Source organism: Mesorhizobium sp. WSM4816 (genome assembly GCF_055811535.1).
In genome coordinates this window covers 1-14,298 of the sequence record NZ_JBVVQR010000028.1, presented here as the reverse complement: position 1 = coordinate 14,298, position 14,298 = coordinate 1, and the positions used below count along the sequence as shown (strand labels likewise).

Sequence of the window (14,298 nt, the reverse complement as noted above, 5' to 3'; positions counted from 1 at the left end):
GCTCCGGCTCGGTATCGCTGGCCGAGTACCTGTTCCAAAAGGCTTTTTTTCGATCACTCATGATGAAAATCGCTCACGATTCGTTTGCTGGCTCTTCTTATTTCAGCCACAGACGCTAGCTTTTCGTGACATATCGATGACAGCTCAATGACACTTTGTGTATGGTCGGGGGAATTGTAAGTTGGCAAGGATCAAGAAAGGCGTTGGCAAATCCGCGCCGCAGTTTCTGGAAGGCGATCCGGCCACCGGCTATCTGCCAGGCCGGAAATGGCCTGTTATCCGCTATGGCCTCGTCAGCCTTCTCGTCGCCACCATCCTGGTTTTTGCCATCGAACTGATCGTGCGCGGCGACTTTGCCGGCACCGTCGGCTTCTTCCTGCAGCCCTTCAAGCCGGGCTGGACCACCATCATCATCTTCGCGCTGATCCTGATCGGCCTCGATGCCGTGCTCGGCCGCAGCCACCAGAGCCTGATGATCGTCGCGCCGCTGACGCTGGCGCTGGCCTTTGTCGGCCACCAGAAATCGCTCTATCTCGGCGATCCGCTCTATCCGACGGATTTCCTCTATTCACGTCAGATCGTGGCGCTGATGCCGCTGCTGGTGCGCGAACGTCCGGGAACCGCCATCGCTCTGGCGGTCGGCATCGTCGGCAGCCTCTCGCTGCTCGTTTATGGCTGGCGGCTGTGGCGCCGCCGCATACCGGCGCTCGGTCGCAAGGGGCGCCTGGCCCGGCTGACGCTGACCGTGCCGCTGCTCGCCTTCTTCGTGTCGATCATGGATTACGCGACGTTCTCGTGGACCCGCGACCGGCTGCAAATCATTCCGATCATGTGGGACCAGAAGGAAAATTACGCCTCCAACGGCTTCGCACTGGCCTTCGCCCTCAACGTGCCAATGGCCCATGTCCCCGCGCCTGCCGGCTACTCCGACAAGGCGATCGCGGCGATCGAAAGATCTGATGTGAAGGCATCGGTGCCGGCCGAGAAGCCAGACATCATCATCGTCATGAGCGAATCCTTCTGGGATCCGACCGAACTGCCCGGCGTCACCATCACGCCCGATCCGATTCCCAACGTGCGGGCGTTGCGCTCCGGCCACGTGTTCTCGCCCGAATTCGGCGGCATGACCGCCAATGTCGAGTTCGAGGCGCTGACCGGCTTTTCCAACGCCTTCCTGCCGGCCGGCAGTATCCCTTACCAGCAATATGTCCGCGCGCCGGTGCCGTCGATGGCGACGTTCCTGAAGAGCCAGGGCTATGAGACGCGCGCCATCCATCCGGGCACAAGCTGGTTCTGGAACCGAACGCCGGTCTATGCGGATTTCGGCTTCGATGACTTCAAGTCCGAAGAAAACATGCCATATCTCGAAAAGCGCGGGCCGCTGACGTCGGACGCGGCGATGACCGACGAGATCATCCGCGAAGCCGACGCCACGGACGATCCGTTCTTCTACTTCGCCGTCAGCTTGCAAAACCACGGACCCTACGAACCGAATCGCTATTACAATCCGACCCACAAGGTGCAGGCTCCGACCAGCCAGTGGGCAAAGGATTCGCTGCTGAGCTTCACGGAAGGCGCATCCGACGCCGACAAGAGCCTCGAGCGCCTCATCGAATGGGCGAAGAACCGGCGGCGACCGACGGTCATCGCCTTCTTCGGCGACCATCTGCCGCCGCTCGGTCCGGTCTATGTCGAGACCGGCTTCCTTAGGGATAACGTCGCGCCACGCAAGGAGCCGCCCGACCAGATGCTGCTGCATCACCGAACGCCGCTGATCGTATGGTCCAACCGCACCGGTCCGGTCGCGGACATGGGCACTGTCAGTCCAGCCTTTCTGCCCTACCATGTCCTGACCACGGCCGGGATCAGCCACCCCTATTACACCGGCTTCCTCGGCCAGATGCGCGAGCGCTACAGCGTCGTCGACCGCAATTTACTATTGACGCCGACGGGCGAGGACACGCCCGACTGGGGGCGCAAGAAGCAAATCGACCCGGCGATTCGCGATTTCCGTCTGCTGCAATACGACATGATGTTCGGCAAGCGCCGTGCAGCGCCCGATTTCTTCCCGGAGACGGTGAACAAGCGGGTCCCGCATACAAGCTGAAGATGCGCGACATGTCGTCCTGAGCGCGGCGGTTTTTCGGCTCGCCCTTGTCTTGCGGCCAAATTCCTGTATAGACGCCCGCAATCTGCCGGTCCTTGCTGGGGGCTGAACGGAGGGCCGGAGGTTTTTCGAAACCTTCGTGTGGAGCCAGAAGCGCTTCCGCCTCCCGTGTCTCCGCTCTCGACCGTCTCGTCATGCTCCTTTCTTCCCCGCCCCGCCAGGGGTCGCCGGGTCAGAGAAGTTGCAGAGGCTTTTGCCGCCGGGACCGGGAGAGAAACGAAGAAAGGCAAAGAACAATATGGCTCTTTACGAACATGTGTTTCTTGCCCGGCAGGACCTCTCGCAGCAGCAGGTCGATGCGCTTGTCGAACAGTACAAGGGCGTCATCTCCGCGAATGGAGGGTCCGTCGGCCGGGTCGAGAACTGGGGACTGAAGTCCCTCACCTACCGGGTCAACAAGAACCGGAAGGCATACTATACGCTGATGGACATCACCTGCCCGCCGGCCGCGCTCAACGAGATGGAGCGCCAGATGGGCCTGTCCGAGGATGTGCTGCGTTTCCTCACCATCAAGGTCGATGCGCATGAGGAAGGCCCGTCGGCAATGATGCAGAAGCGCGAAGAGCGCTCGGAACGCGGCGGCTTCGGCGACCGTGACCGTGGCCCGCGCTCGTTCGGCGACCGCGATCGCGGCGACCGTGGCGATCGCCCGCCGCGCAGCTTCGGTGGCGATGGTGCAGACCGTGGCCCGCGCCGCCCGCGCGAAGCTGTTGAAGGGGGAGCAGAATAATGGTCGACATCAACCAGATCCCGACCCGGCGCCCGTTTCATCGCCGCCGCAAGACTTGCCCGTTCTCCGGCGCCAACGCGCCCAAGATCGACTACAAGGACGTGCGTCTTCTGCAGCGCTATATTTCCGAGCGCGGCAAGATCGTGCCGTCGCGCATCACCGCCGTCAGCCAGAAGAAGCAGCGCGAGCTCGCCAAGGCGATCAAGCGCGCCCGCTTCCTCGGCCTGCTGCCCTACGTGGTTCGCTAACACTGATCAGTTGACCATGATCTTATCCGAAAACCGGTTTCCACTTTTCGGGATCATGGTCAACACTGACTAGTAGACCATGATCTTTTCCGAAAACCGGTTTCCACTTTTCGGGATCATGGACAAACTGATTAGTTGACCATGATCTTGTCCGAAAACCGGTTTCCACTTTTCGGGATCATGGTCTAGCCAGCGGGCGGTTCGCCGCCCGCTTTTCCCACGGCGACGGGCGCCGCGGGGTTGCCATCAAATCCCGGGTTGGGGTGAAGACCTCTAACTGCCGCGACAGGCAGGACAGCGACATCGGCGGCGACGCCCTCAGCTTCCTGACCTGTTCCAGACAATTCGGCGTCGATGCCAGTGATTTGGCGCCCCAAACGAAGGAACAAAACCATGGAAGTCATTCTTCTCGAACGCGTTTCCCGCCTCGGCCAGATGGGCGATACCGTCAAGGTCAAGGATGGATTCGCCCGCAACTTCCTGCTGCCGCAGGGCAAGGCGCTGCGCGCCAACGAAGCCAACAAGAAGAAATTCGAAGGCCAGCGCGCCCAGCTCGAAGCCCGCAACCTCGAGCGCAAGTCCGAGGCGATGCAGATTTCGGAGAAGCTGGACGGCAAGAGCTTCATCGCCGTGCGTTCGGCCGGCGAAACCGGCCAGCTCTACGGCTCGGTGTCGACCCGCGACATCGCCGAGTTGCTGACGGCGGAAGGTTTCTCGGTCAACCGCAACCAGATCCTGCTCAACCAGCCGATCAAGACCATCGGCCTGACCAATGTGGCGATCGCGCTGCATCCGGAAGTCGAGGTCACCATCACGCTCAACATCGCCCGCACGGCCGACGAAGCCGAGCGCCAGGCCAAGGGCGAGATGCTGACCACAGCCGAAGCCATCTATGGCGACGACATCAACGACAATGCGCGCCCGGACAACTTCTTCGATCCCAATGCCGAGTTCGAAGGCGGCGAAGACAACGGCTGATTGCACGTCACAAGGCGTCAGAGCGGCGCTTTAAAACGTTTCGTCGGCTTCCAGTCATTTCTGGACCAACGCCCGGGCGCCTCGCCCGGGCTTTTTTGTGCCAAACGGAACTTTTCGACCCCCTATATCTTGATGCAGACTATAGCGCCGCGCGTCGTTTGGACGCGCAAAGGACGCTGCAGGACTTTGGTTCGGCGCATGATCCTTTCCGAAATCGATTTCGATTGTCGGGTCATGCGCCGAGACAGCGTGTCTGACCGAGAGGGGACATTTGTTCATGAATATTCTGCTGAAACGCATTCTCGACCGCCTGGTGCGCACCGGCAATCTCAAGGTCACCGGACCGAAAGGCCTCTCGGTGACTTTCGGTGACGGCAGCGGCGATCTGGTGCACATGCACATCAAGACCACGCATGCCGAACGCGCCATCAGCTTCGATCCGATGCTGGCGGTGCCGGAAGCCTATATGGACGGTGAGCTCGATATACTCGAGGGCGGCGTGCTGGGGGTGATGCGCATCGCCTTCCAGAACATGGACAGCGGCGGCATCGATGCCACCTGGTCGAAGGCGATAGAAGGCCTGCGTCACGCTTTCCGCCGCCTGCAGCAGATCAACACGGCGGCGCGCGCGCGCCGCAACGTGCAGCGCCACTATGATCTGTCAGGCGACCTCTACAGGCTCTTCCTCGACGACGACATGCAGTATTCCTGCGCCTATTTCGAGCAGCCGGACATGACGCTCGACGAGGCGCAGGCAGCCAAGAAGCGCCATATTGCCGCCAAGCTCAGGCTGAAGGCCGGCCAGACGGTGCTCGACATCGGCTCCGGCTGGGGTGGGCTCGGTCTCTATCTCGCCAAGTCCTTCGACGTCGACGTGCAAGGCGTGACGTTGTCGACCGAGCAGCATGGCGTCGCCACCGACCGCGCCCATGCGCAAGGCCTGGAAAACCGCGTGCATTTCGAAGTGAGGGATTACCGCGAGCTCAACGAGCGCTTCGACCGCGTCGTCTCGGTCGGCATGTTCGAGCATGTCGGCGTCAACCACTACCGCACCTTCTTCGACAAATCGGCGACGCTCTTGAAGCCGGACGGCGTCATGCTGCTGCACACGATCGGCCGCTCCGGCGCGCCGTGGGCAACCAGCGCCTTCATCCGCAAATACATTTTCCCGGGCGGCTACGTCCCCTCGCTCTCGGAAGTGATGCCGGCGATCGAAAAGTCGGGCCTCATCGTCACCGACATCGAAGTCCTGCGGCTACATTATGCCGAGACGCTGAGACATTGGAGCCAGCGCTTTGCCGCCAACCGCGACAAGGCCAAGGCGATCTATGACGAACGTTTTTGCCGCATGTGGGAGTTCTATCTGGCAGCCTCGGAAGCCGCTTTCCGCTGGCAGGATCTGGTGGTCTTCCAAATCCAGATCGCCAAGAAGAACGACACGCTGCCGATGTCTCGTGACTATATGGCCAAATGCGAGAAGGCGTTGCAGCTGCGCGACATGGGGCATCGTCCAAAAGCCCCTGCCGCCAAGCCCGCCCGGCGCCGCAAGGTGGCGGATATGGAATAGACCGCCGGCGATCACGCCATTGCCGCTTGCCATTGGCGGCCCACACGCTGAAAAAGGTCTCGCCGTCGCCGCGAGACTTTTTTCATGACCTATCTCATCTACATCGCTGCTGCCCTTGCCGAGATCGCCGGCTGCTTTTCGATCTGGGCGTGGTGGCGGCTGGAAAAGTCGCCGCTGTGGCTGGCGCCAGGCCTGGTCTCGCTCGCTTTGTTCGGCTTCCTGCTGGCGCTGGTAGACATCAGTGCTGCGGGCCGCGCCTATGCCGCCTATGGCGGCATCTACATCGCCGCCTCGCTCGGATGGCTGTGGCTGGTGGAAGGCGTGCGCCCCGACCGCTGGGACCTAGCCGGTTCCGCGCTCTGCATCGTTGGCGCCTCGGTGATCCTGCTCGCACCTCGGGGTGCCTGAGCTATGGAACTGCCTATCCCGCTTCGACAGGGCGTCGAGCGCCTCCTCGAAAAAGTGCCGCTGCCGACGCTGAAACAAGCGGCAAAAACGCTGTCGGACCGCTATCGCGCCGAACTGCGCGACGGCCGCCTGCATATGGCCGAGGAGATCGCGGTCAAGGCCTATCTGGCGACGCGGCTGCCGGCGACCTATGCCGCTGTCCGTGCCAGTCTCGATGCGGTCAGCGAGGCAAGGCCCGATCATGCACCCAAAACCCTGCTCGACGTCGGCGCCGGCCCCGGGACCGTGCTTTGGGCTGCGCTCGATCTCTGGCCCGACCTCGAGCAGGCGGTGCTGATCGAGGCGAGCGCGGCGGTGCGCCGGGTCGGCGCGGCGCTTGCCGCTGAGGCGATGACGGCCAGGGTCGCCTGGCTGGCCGGCGATGTCACCCTCGATCTCGCCGATCTCAAGCCGGCCGAGCTGGTCACCTGCGCCTATGTGCTGGACGAGATCGGACCGGTGGCGCTGCCAAAACTGATCGACCGGCTCTGGCAGCTGACCGACGACACGCTGCTGGTCGTCGAGCCGGGCACGCCGGCCGGATGGCAGCGCATCCTTGCCGTGCGCCGGCAGCTGATCGAGGCGGGTGCGCACGTGCTTGCGCCTTGCCCGCATAAGTCACCCTGCCCGCTCGCGCCGCCCGACTGGTGCCATTTTTCGCGCCGTGTCGCGCGTTCGCGCCTGCACCGGCTGGCCAAGGACGCCGACGTGCCATGGGAGGACGAGAAATTCATCTATGTCGCTGCCTCCCGCCACGCTGCTGCCCCGCCGCAGGCGCGTGTGATCGCACCGCCGAAATCGGGCTCGGGCAAGGTCCTGCTGAAACTTTGCGAAAAGGACGGCAGCGCCGACGAGAAACTGTTCACCAAGCGCGATGGCGATGTGTTCAAGGCCGCGCGGCGACTCGACTGGGGCGACGCACTGCCGGAGTGATTGGCAGCTATTTTCCTGTTTTGTTCTCGCCCGAGAACGGCTAGGCTCGCCGTCTTGATTCGAGTCAATCGAGATTCTTTCCACCGAAAAATCTTGGCTGTGAATCGCGGGCACCGAAGCTGATTGAATGAAGACTGATGCAGATAAGTCATCACCGACCTATCCCGTTCTGATATCGAGAGACCGGCATCGAAATCGGGGACGTTATGGCAGAGGCAGCACGAAAATTCGGCGTGGCGGAAACACCGCTCTATCGCGAGGCACCGAACAACATCGAAGCCGAGCAGGCGCTGCTCGGCGCCATCCTCGTCAACAACGACGCCTTCTACCGCGTGTCGGATTTCCTGAAATCCGGCCATTTTTACGAGCCGCTGCACAGAAAGATCTTTGAGGTCGCCGCCGAGCTCATTCGTATGGGCAAGATAGCGACGCCGATCACGCTGAAGACCTTTCTGCCGGCCGACGAGAGGGTCGGCGACATGACGGTTGCGCAATATGTGGTACGGCTGGCCGTCGAGGCGGTCACGGTCGTCAATTCCGCCGACTACGGCCGCGCCATCTATGATCTCGCCACGCGACGCGCCCTGATCACCGTCGGCGAAGACATGGTCAACATCGCCTACGACGCGCCGGTCGACATGTCGCCATCCGAGCAGATCGAGGACGCCGAGCGGCGCCTGTTCGAACTGGCCGAGACCGGCCGCTACGATGGCGGTTTCGAGAGCTTCACCGACGCGGTCAAGACCGCCGTCGACATGGCCAACGCCGCCTATATGCGCGACGGGCACCTGTCGGGCGTCGCCACGGGCCTGCGCGATCTCGACCGCCGCATGGGCGGCCTGCAGCCGTCCGATCTGATCATCATCGCCGGCCGCCCGGGCATGGGCAAGACCTCGCTTGCCACCAACATGGCCTTCAACATCGCCGAAGCCTATATGCCGGCACAACAGGCCGACGGTTCGTTCAAGGCGGCAAATGGCGGCGTCGTCGGCTTCTTCTCGCTCGAAATGTCGTCGGAACAGCTCGCCACCCGCATCATTTCCGAACAGACCGAAATCCCGTCGTCGAAAATCCGCCGCGGCGAGATCAGCGAAATGGATTTCGAAAAGCTGGTCGCCTGTTCGCAGACCATGCAGAAGATCCCGCTGTTCATCGACCAGACCGGCGGCATCTCGATCGCCCAGCTGTCGGCGCGGGCGCGGCGGCTGAAGCGCCAGCGCGGCCTCGACGTCATCGTCATCGACTATATCCAGCTGATGCAAGGGTCGAGCGCCAAATCCTCGCAGAACCGCGTGCAGGAGATCACCGAGATCACCACCGGCCTGAAGGCGCTGGCCAAGGAGCTTGCCGTGCCGATCATTGCGCTGTCGCAGCTGTCGCGTCAGGTCGAAAGCCGCGACGACAAGCGCCCGCAGCTCTCGGATCTGCGCGAATCGGGTTCGATCGAGCAGGACGCCGACGTGGTGATGTTCGTCTACCGCGAGGAATATTATCTGAAGAACCGCGAGCCGAAGCCGGGCACCGACGAATACATCAAATGGGAACACGAGATGAACGAGATGCGCGGCAAGGCCGAGGTCATCGTCGCCAAGCAGCGCCATGGACCGACCGGCTCGGTCAGCCTCGCCTTCCAGGGCGAGTTCACCCGCTTCTCCGACCTCGCCGAGGAGCATCATATTGCGGAGAGGTTTGAGTAGCTTTTGACTTCCCGCCGCGCTCCTTCCCACCCCCCTCTGGCCTGCCGGCCATCTCCCCCGCAAGGGGGGAGATCGGCAGCTTTGCCGGCATCGCTCTTCCTGCAACGTCAGCGATTGGCCAAAGCGATGGCGACATCCAATCTCCCCCCTTGCGGGGGAGATGTCCGGCAGGACAGAGGGGGGTGGGCGGGATCACCAGCCTCAGGCCGCTTTGGAGCGTCATCAGCCTGATGGCCAAGTCCCGCGTCCAGTTCATCTGCCAGAATTGCGGTTCGGTGCATCAGCGCTGGGCTGGCAAATGTGATGCCTGCGGCGAGTGGAACACGCTGGTCGAGGAGGGCACGTCCGGCGGCATCGGCTCGGGCCCGGCCAATACCCGCAATGCGCGCAAGGGCCGCGCCGTGGTGCTCACGACTCTGTCCGGCGACATCGAGGACGCGCCACGCATCGTTTCCGGCATCGGCGAACTCGACCGCGCCACCGGCGGCGGTTTCGTTCGCGGCTCGGCCCTGCTGGTCGGCGGCGATCCCGGCATCGGCAAGTCGACGCTGTTGACCCAGGCCGCCGCAGCACTGGCATCCAAGGGCCACCGCATCGTCTACGTCTCGGGCGAAGAGGCGGTCGCCCAGATCAGGCTGCGTGCGCAGCGGCTCGGCGTCGCCGATACTCCGGTGGAGCTTGCCGCCGAAACCAATGTCGAGGACATCCTCGCCACCATCGCCGACGGCAAGCGGCCGGACCTGGTGATCCTCGATTCGATCCAGACCTTGTGGACCGACATGGCCGATTCGGCGCCCGGCACCGTCACCCAGGTGCGTGCCGCCGCCCAGGCGATGATCCGCTATGCCAAATCCACAGGGGCGGCGATCGTGCTCGTCGGCCACGTTACCAAGGAAGGCCAGATCGCCGGGCCGCGCGTCGTCGAGCATATGGTCGACGCGGTGCTTTATTTCGAGGGCGAAGGCGGCCACCACTACCGCATCCTGCGCACGGTCAAGAACCGCTTCGGACCGACCGACGAGATCGGCGTGTTCGAAATGTCTGATATGGGCCTGCGCGAGGTCGCCAATCCATCCGAGCTTTTTCTCGGCGAACGCCATGCGAAAGCGCCGGGCGCCGCGGTTTTCGCCGGCATGGAAGGTACCAGGCCGGTGCTGGTCGAGATCCAGGCGCTGGTGGCGCCGTCGTCGCTGGGCACGCCGCGTCGAGCCGTCGTCGGCTGGGACGGTGCCCGGCTGTCGATGATCCTCGCCGTTCTCGAAGCCCATTGCGGGGTCCGCTTTGGCACGCATGACGTCTATCTCAACGTCGCCGGCGGCTACCGTATCTCGGAGCCGGCCGCCGATCTGGCGGTGGCGGCCGCACTGGTTTCCTCGCTCACCGGTCTTGCCCTTCCCGCCGATTGCGTCTATTTCGGCGAAATCAGCCTTTCGGGCGCCGTGAGGCCGGTTGCGCACGCGCAGCAGCGCCTGAAGGAAGCCGAAAAGCTGGGTTTTGGAAGCGCGGTTCTGCCCTTGGGCAGCGAGGAACTTGCCGGGGGGATAGGGGCCGGCGCTTTCCAGCCCACCGAGCTTGCCGATCTCGTGGCGCGCATAGCCGGCTCACGGCGCAGCCGCGCCGACGAGCAAGAATGACGCGGCTCATGAAGTGGGGCAAAAGACATGCCGATTACGCTGCTTGACGGAATTCTCGTCGGCTTCACCTTGGTCTCGGCGATGCTCGCCATGGTTCGCGGCTTTTCGCGCGAGGTCCTTTCCGTCATCTCCTGGATAGCGGCGGCCGCGGCAGCGTTCTTTTTCTATCAACCGGTCCTGCCTTACGTTCAGCCCTATGTCGACAATGAGAAGATTGCCATGGTGGTGGCCGCCGGCATCGTCTTCATCGTCGCGCTGATCGTCGTCTCCATCATCACCATGAAGCTCGCCGACTGGATCATCGATTCCAGGGTCGGCGCGCTCGACCGCACGCTTGGTTTCCTCTATGGCGCGGCGCGCGGCATCCTGGTCGTCGCGGTGGCCCTGCTGTTCTTCAACTGGCTGGCCGGCCCCAAGGCTCCGGGCTGGGTCGCCGATGCCAAGTCGCGGCCGCTGCTCGAATCGATCGGCGCCAAGCTCGAAAGCCTGCTGCCCGAGGATCCGGAAAACGCGATCCTCAACAGGCTCAATCCGAATCAGCCGGCACCCGAGACCGGCGCCGAGACACCTCCGGCAGCGGATGCACCCGCGGCGGACGCACCGGCAACTGGCGACGATGCTCCGGCGCCCGACGGCAGCGAAACCGACGCGCCACCGGCCGACAATGCACCGGCCAATCCGGCGCCGGCAAACTGACGATCATGTGAAGGCCGCAAACTCTACGTTGCTCTCGAGCCGTCATCACACTATATAGCGACTTTAGCGGAGCTGAAGATGGCAGACGCAGACGACGTGCTTTCCGCCGAGGCTGACGATCATTTCCATGACGAATGCGGCGTGTTCGGTATTTTTGGCCGGCAGGACGCTGCGGCTATCGTCACGCTCGGCCTGCATGCGTTGCAGCACCGCGGCCAGGAAGCGGCCGGTATCGTTTCCTATGACGGCACCCAGTTCCATGTCGAACATCATGTCGGCCTGATCGGCGATACGTTCACCAAACAGCGCGTCATCGACAGCCTGCAAGGCAACCGCGCCATCGGCCACACGCGCTACGCCACCACCGGCGGCGCCGGCCAGCGCAACATCCAGCCGTTTTTCGCCGAGCTCGCCGATGGCGGCTTCGCCGTCGCCCACAACGGCAATCTCACCAACGCCATGACGGTGCAGCGCGCGCTTCAGAAACAGGGCGCGATCTTCTCGTCGACCTCCGACACCGAGACACTGCTGCATCTGGTCGCCACCAGCAGGGAACGCGATCTCAACTCGCGCTTCATCGATGCGGTGCGCCAGGTCGAAGGTGCCTTCTCGCTGGTGGCGATGACTTCAAAGAAGATGATCGGCTGCCGCGATCCGCTCGGCATCCGGCCGCTGGTGCTCGGCGATCTCGACGGCGCCTGGATCCTGGCTTCCGAAACCTGCGCGCTCGACATCATCGGCGCGCGTTTCGTGCGCGACCTGAAGCCCGGCGAGATGGTCGTCGTCACCGCCAAGGGCATCGAGAGCCTGTTTCCGTTCGAGCCGCAGAAAACCCGCTTCTGCATCTTCGAATATGTTTATTTCGCGCGTCCGGATTCGTCGGTCGAGGGCCGCAACGTCTACGAGGTGCGCAAGCGCATCGGCGCCGAGCTGGCGCTCGAAAGCCCGGTCGAGGCCGACATCGTCGTGCCGGTGCCGGACAGCGGCACTCCGGCGGCGATCGGCTTTTCGCAAGCCGCGGGCATCCCGTTCGAGCTCGGCATTATCCGCAATCACTATGTCGGCCGCACCTTCATCCAGCCCGGCGATTCGATCCGCCACATGGGCGTCAAGCTCAAGCATAACGCCAACCGCCGCATGATCGAAGGCAAGCGCGTGGTGCTGGTCGACGATTCGATCGTGCGCGGCACCACCAGCCAGAAGATCGTGCAGATGGTGCGCGATGCCGGCGCCAAGGAAGTGCACATGCGCATCGCCTCGCCGCCGACGCGCGCTTCCTGTTTCTACGGCGTCGATACGCCGGAGAAGTCGAAGCTGCTGGCGTCGCGCATGTCGGTGGAAGAGATGGCCGAGTTCATCCGCGTCGATTCACTCGGTTTCCTGTCGATCGACGGGCTCTACCGCGCCGTCGGCGAGGCCGGCCGCGACAATGAGCAGCCGCAATTCTGCGACGCCTGCTTCACCGGTCAATATCCGACCCGGCTTGCCGATTTCGAAGGTTCGGACAATGTGCGCACGCTGTCGCTGCTGGCGGCGGGCGGGGCGTAGGATTGCCGGAACACCAATTGCCTTCCGAGTTTCACGCCTGCTCACGGAGGCCCTCGCATGATCTCTGCCACTAGCCTCGACCTGTCCGGCCGCGTCGCGGTCGTCACCGGCGCCTCGCGCGGCATCGGCTACTTCATCGCCCTGGAACTTGCCGCCGCTGGAGCGCACGTCATCGCGGTTGCCCGCACTGTCGGCGGACTGGAGGAACTCGACGACCAGATCAAGGCAACGGGCGGACAGGCGACGCTGGTGCCGCTCGACCTCGCCGACATGGCCGGCATCGACCGGCTGGGCGGCGCCATCCATGAGCGATGGGGCAAGCTCGATATTCTGGTCGCCAATGCGGCGGTGCTCGGTGTCATCTCGCCGATCGGCCATGTCGAGGCCAAGACTTTCGAGAAAGTTATGACCATCAACGTTACCTCGACATGGCGGCTGATCCGCTCGGTCGACCCGTTGCTCAGGCTCTCCGATGCAGGCCGTGCCATCGTGCTTTCCTCCAATGCCGCCCATTCGGCGCGGGCCTTCTGGGCGCCCTACGCGGCGTCGAAGGCGGCAGTCGAGACGATGATGCGTTCCTGGGCGCATGAGACGGAAAACCTGGCCCTCAGGGTCAATGCCGCCGATCCCGGCGCCACCCGCACCGCCATGCGTGCGCAGGCGGTGCCCGGTGAGGATCCGGAGACGCTGCCGCATCCCCAGGAGATCGCCAAACGCATCGTGCCGCTGGCCAGCCCGGCGCTTACGGAAACCGGACTGATCTTCCAGGCCAAGCACAACCGCTTTGTTGCCTACCGGCAGCCGGAGTAGACGCATCGCGCATTTCGACGGAAGAATTGCGCCGCCGCCGACGTTATTGGAATACCAGATTTTCCGAAACGGAGGACCATCATGCGCAGACTGCTTCTCGTCACCGCCGCTGCATCGCTGGCAGCCATCGGCGTCGCATCCTCGCAGGACGCGACGATGAGCTTCTTCGTCACCAGCGTCGGCTCGGGCAAGGGCGCCGATCTCGGCGGCCTCGCGGGCGCCGATGCGCATTGCGCCTCGCTGGCTGAAGCCGCGGGCGTTGCGGGCAAGACATGGCGCGCCTATCTCTCGACCAGCGACACCGATGCGCGCGATCGCATTGGCACGGGACCATGGTTCAACGCCAAGGGCGTCAAGATTGCCGACGATGTCGCTTCGCTGCATAGCGATGCCAACGCCATCACCAAGCAGACGGCGCTCGACGAAAAGGGCGAAGTGGTCAACGGCCGCGGCGACAAGCCCAACCGCCACGACGTGCTGACCGGCTCCAAGCCCGACGGCACGAAAATTGCCGACCAGACCTGCGGCGACTGGACGCTCAGCGGAGCGGAAGGTGCGGCAATGACGGGCCATCACGACCGCAACGGTCTCGACGATTCGGCCGCCGCCAAATCGTGGAATTCCTCGCACGCTTCACGCGGCGGAGTTGTGTGCGTCAAGTTCTGCAAAAAATGGCGTGGCATTCAGCGTGACGTTGGCGTGTCCGCCGCGCAGCCCCCGTGTTTAGCGGAGCGGCGGATATGGCGGCCGCGTCTCAGGCGGCCAATGCCCTCAGGTTCTCCTTCTTGTGCTCGCGCAGATGATCCATGTTGAGGTAGCGGGTCGCCTCGAGCCAGTTCTCGT

General features: G+C 63.4%; 12 protein-coding genes and 1 pseudogene. All 13 read left to right on the top strand.

The window, feature by feature from the left end; genetic code table 11:
• Window positions 1-181: 181 nt before the first annotated feature.
• Entirely contained in the window at window positions 182-2,107 is a 1,926-nt protein-coding gene (locus AC0L3H_RS24190) for an LTA synthase family protein (RefSeq protein ID WP_473587128.1), read from the top strand.
• A gap of 298 nt (window positions 2,108-2,405) precedes the next feature.
• The gene (gene rpsF, locus AC0L3H_RS24185; protein ID WP_236371601.1) at window positions 2,406-2,897 is read left to right on the top strand and encodes a 30S ribosomal protein S6; all 492 of its coding nucleotides are present in this window, start codon (window positions 2,406-2,408) and stop codon (window positions 2,895-2,897) included.
• Entirely contained in the window at window positions 2,897-3,145 is a 249-nt protein-coding gene (rpsR, locus tag AC0L3H_RS24180) for a 30S ribosomal protein S18 (protein ID WP_006203718.1), read from the top strand. The genes rpsF and rpsR overlap by 1 nt, the downstream gene beginning before the upstream one ends.
• 393 nt (window positions 3,146-3,538) lie before the next feature.
• The gene (rplI, locus tag AC0L3H_RS24175; protein WP_091590536.1) at window positions 3,539-4,123 is read left to right on the top strand and encodes a 50S ribosomal protein L9; all 585 of its coding nucleotides are present in this window, start codon (window positions 3,539-3,541) and stop codon (window positions 4,121-4,123) included.
• Window positions 4,124-4,400: 277 nt separating this feature from the next.
• Window positions 4,401-5,690, top strand: coding sequence for an SAM-dependent methyltransferase (locus AC0L3H_RS24170; RefSeq protein WP_128247648.1), 1,290 nt, complete (start codon window positions 4,401-4,403; stop codon window positions 5,688-5,690).
• 84 nt (window positions 5,691-5,774) lie between these two features.
• Window positions 5,775-6,098, top strand: a complete 324-nt coding sequence (locus AC0L3H_RS24165; RefSeq protein ID WP_473587127.1) for a YnfA family protein — start codon at window positions 5,775-5,777, stop codon at window positions 6,096-6,098.
• Window positions 6,099-6,101: 3 nt separating this feature from the next.
• The gene (locus AC0L3H_RS24160) at window positions 6,102-7,070 is read left to right on the top strand and encodes a small ribosomal subunit Rsm22 family protein (RefSeq protein WP_473587126.1); all 969 of its coding nucleotides are present in this window, start codon (window positions 6,102-6,104) and stop codon (window positions 7,068-7,070) included.
• A 206-nt stretch (window positions 7,071-7,276) separates the two neighbouring features.
• Window positions 7,277-8,767, top strand: coding sequence for a replicative DNA helicase (locus tag AC0L3H_RS24155; RefSeq protein WP_473587125.1), 1,491 nt, complete (start codon window positions 7,277-7,279; stop codon window positions 8,765-8,767).
• A 230-nt stretch (window positions 8,768-8,997) separates the two neighbouring features.
• On the top strand, window positions 8,998-10,401 hold the full coding sequence (gene radA / locus AC0L3H_RS24150; RefSeq protein WP_023800715.1) for a DNA repair protein RadA: 1,404 nt from the start codon (window positions 8,998-9,000) through the stop codon (window positions 10,399-10,401).
• Between the two features lie 27 nt (window positions 10,402-10,428).
• Window positions 10,429-11,097: a CvpA family protein gene (locus AC0L3H_RS24145; protein WP_023800716.1), complete on the top strand. Its 669-nt coding sequence runs from the start codon at window positions 10,429-10,431 to the stop codon at window positions 11,095-11,097.
• Between the two features lie 78 nt (window positions 11,098-11,175).
• Window positions 11,176-12,645: an amidophosphoribosyltransferase gene (gene purF / locus AC0L3H_RS24140; RefSeq protein ID WP_023800717.1), complete on the top strand. Its 1,470-nt coding sequence runs from the start codon at window positions 11,176-11,178 to the stop codon at window positions 12,643-12,645.
• A 57-nt stretch (window positions 12,646-12,702) separates the two neighbouring features.
• A complete protein-coding gene (locus AC0L3H_RS24135; RefSeq protein ID WP_473587124.1) occupies window positions 12,703-13,455 on the top strand; it encodes an SDR family NAD(P)-dependent oxidoreductase in 753 nt (250 codons plus the stop codon).
• Between the two features lie 81 nt (window positions 13,456-13,536).
• Window positions 13,537-14,100 (top strand): annotated as a pseudogene (locus AC0L3H_RS24130) (hypothetical protein); the annotation flags it as partial.
• Between the last annotated feature and the right edge of the window lie 198 nt (window positions 14,101-14,298).

Coding starts and splice junctions, on each gene's coding strand:
- rpsF (WP_236371601.1), top strand. CDS start 2,406: ATGGCTCTTTACGAACATGTGTTTCTTGCCCGGCAGGACCTCTCGCAG.
- rpsR (WP_006203718.1), top strand. CDS start 2,897: ATGGTCGACATCAACCAGATCCCGACCCGGCGCCCGTTTCATCGCCGC.
- rplI (WP_091590536.1), top strand. CDS start 3,539: ATGGAAGTCATTCTTCTCGAACGCGTTTCCCGCCTCGGCCAGATGGGC.
- AC0L3H_RS24170 (WP_128247648.1), top strand. CDS start 4,401: ATGAATATTCTGCTGAAACGCATTCTCGACCGCCTGGTGCGCACCGGC.
- AC0L3H_RS24165 (WP_473587127.1), top strand. CDS start 5,775: ATGACCTATCTCATCTACATCGCTGCTGCCCTTGCCGAGATCGCCGGC.
- AC0L3H_RS24160 (WP_473587126.1), top strand. CDS start 6,102: ATGGAACTGCCTATCCCGCTTCGACAGGGCGTCGAGCGCCTCCTCGAA.
- AC0L3H_RS24155 (WP_473587125.1), top strand. CDS start 7,277: ATGGCAGAGGCAGCACGAAAATTCGGCGTGGCGGAAACACCGCTCTAT.
- radA (WP_023800715.1), top strand. CDS start 8,998: ATGGCCAAGTCCCGCGTCCAGTTCATCTGCCAGAATTGCGGTTCGGTG.
- AC0L3H_RS24145 (WP_023800716.1), top strand. CDS start 10,429: ATGCCGATTACGCTGCTTGACGGAATTCTCGTCGGCTTCACCTTGGTC.
- purF (WP_023800717.1), top strand. CDS start 11,176: ATGGCAGACGCAGACGACGTGCTTTCCGCCGAGGCTGACGATCATTTC.
- AC0L3H_RS24135 (WP_473587124.1), top strand. CDS start 12,703: ATGATCTCTGCCACTAGCCTCGACCTGTCCGGCCGCGTCGCGGTCGTC.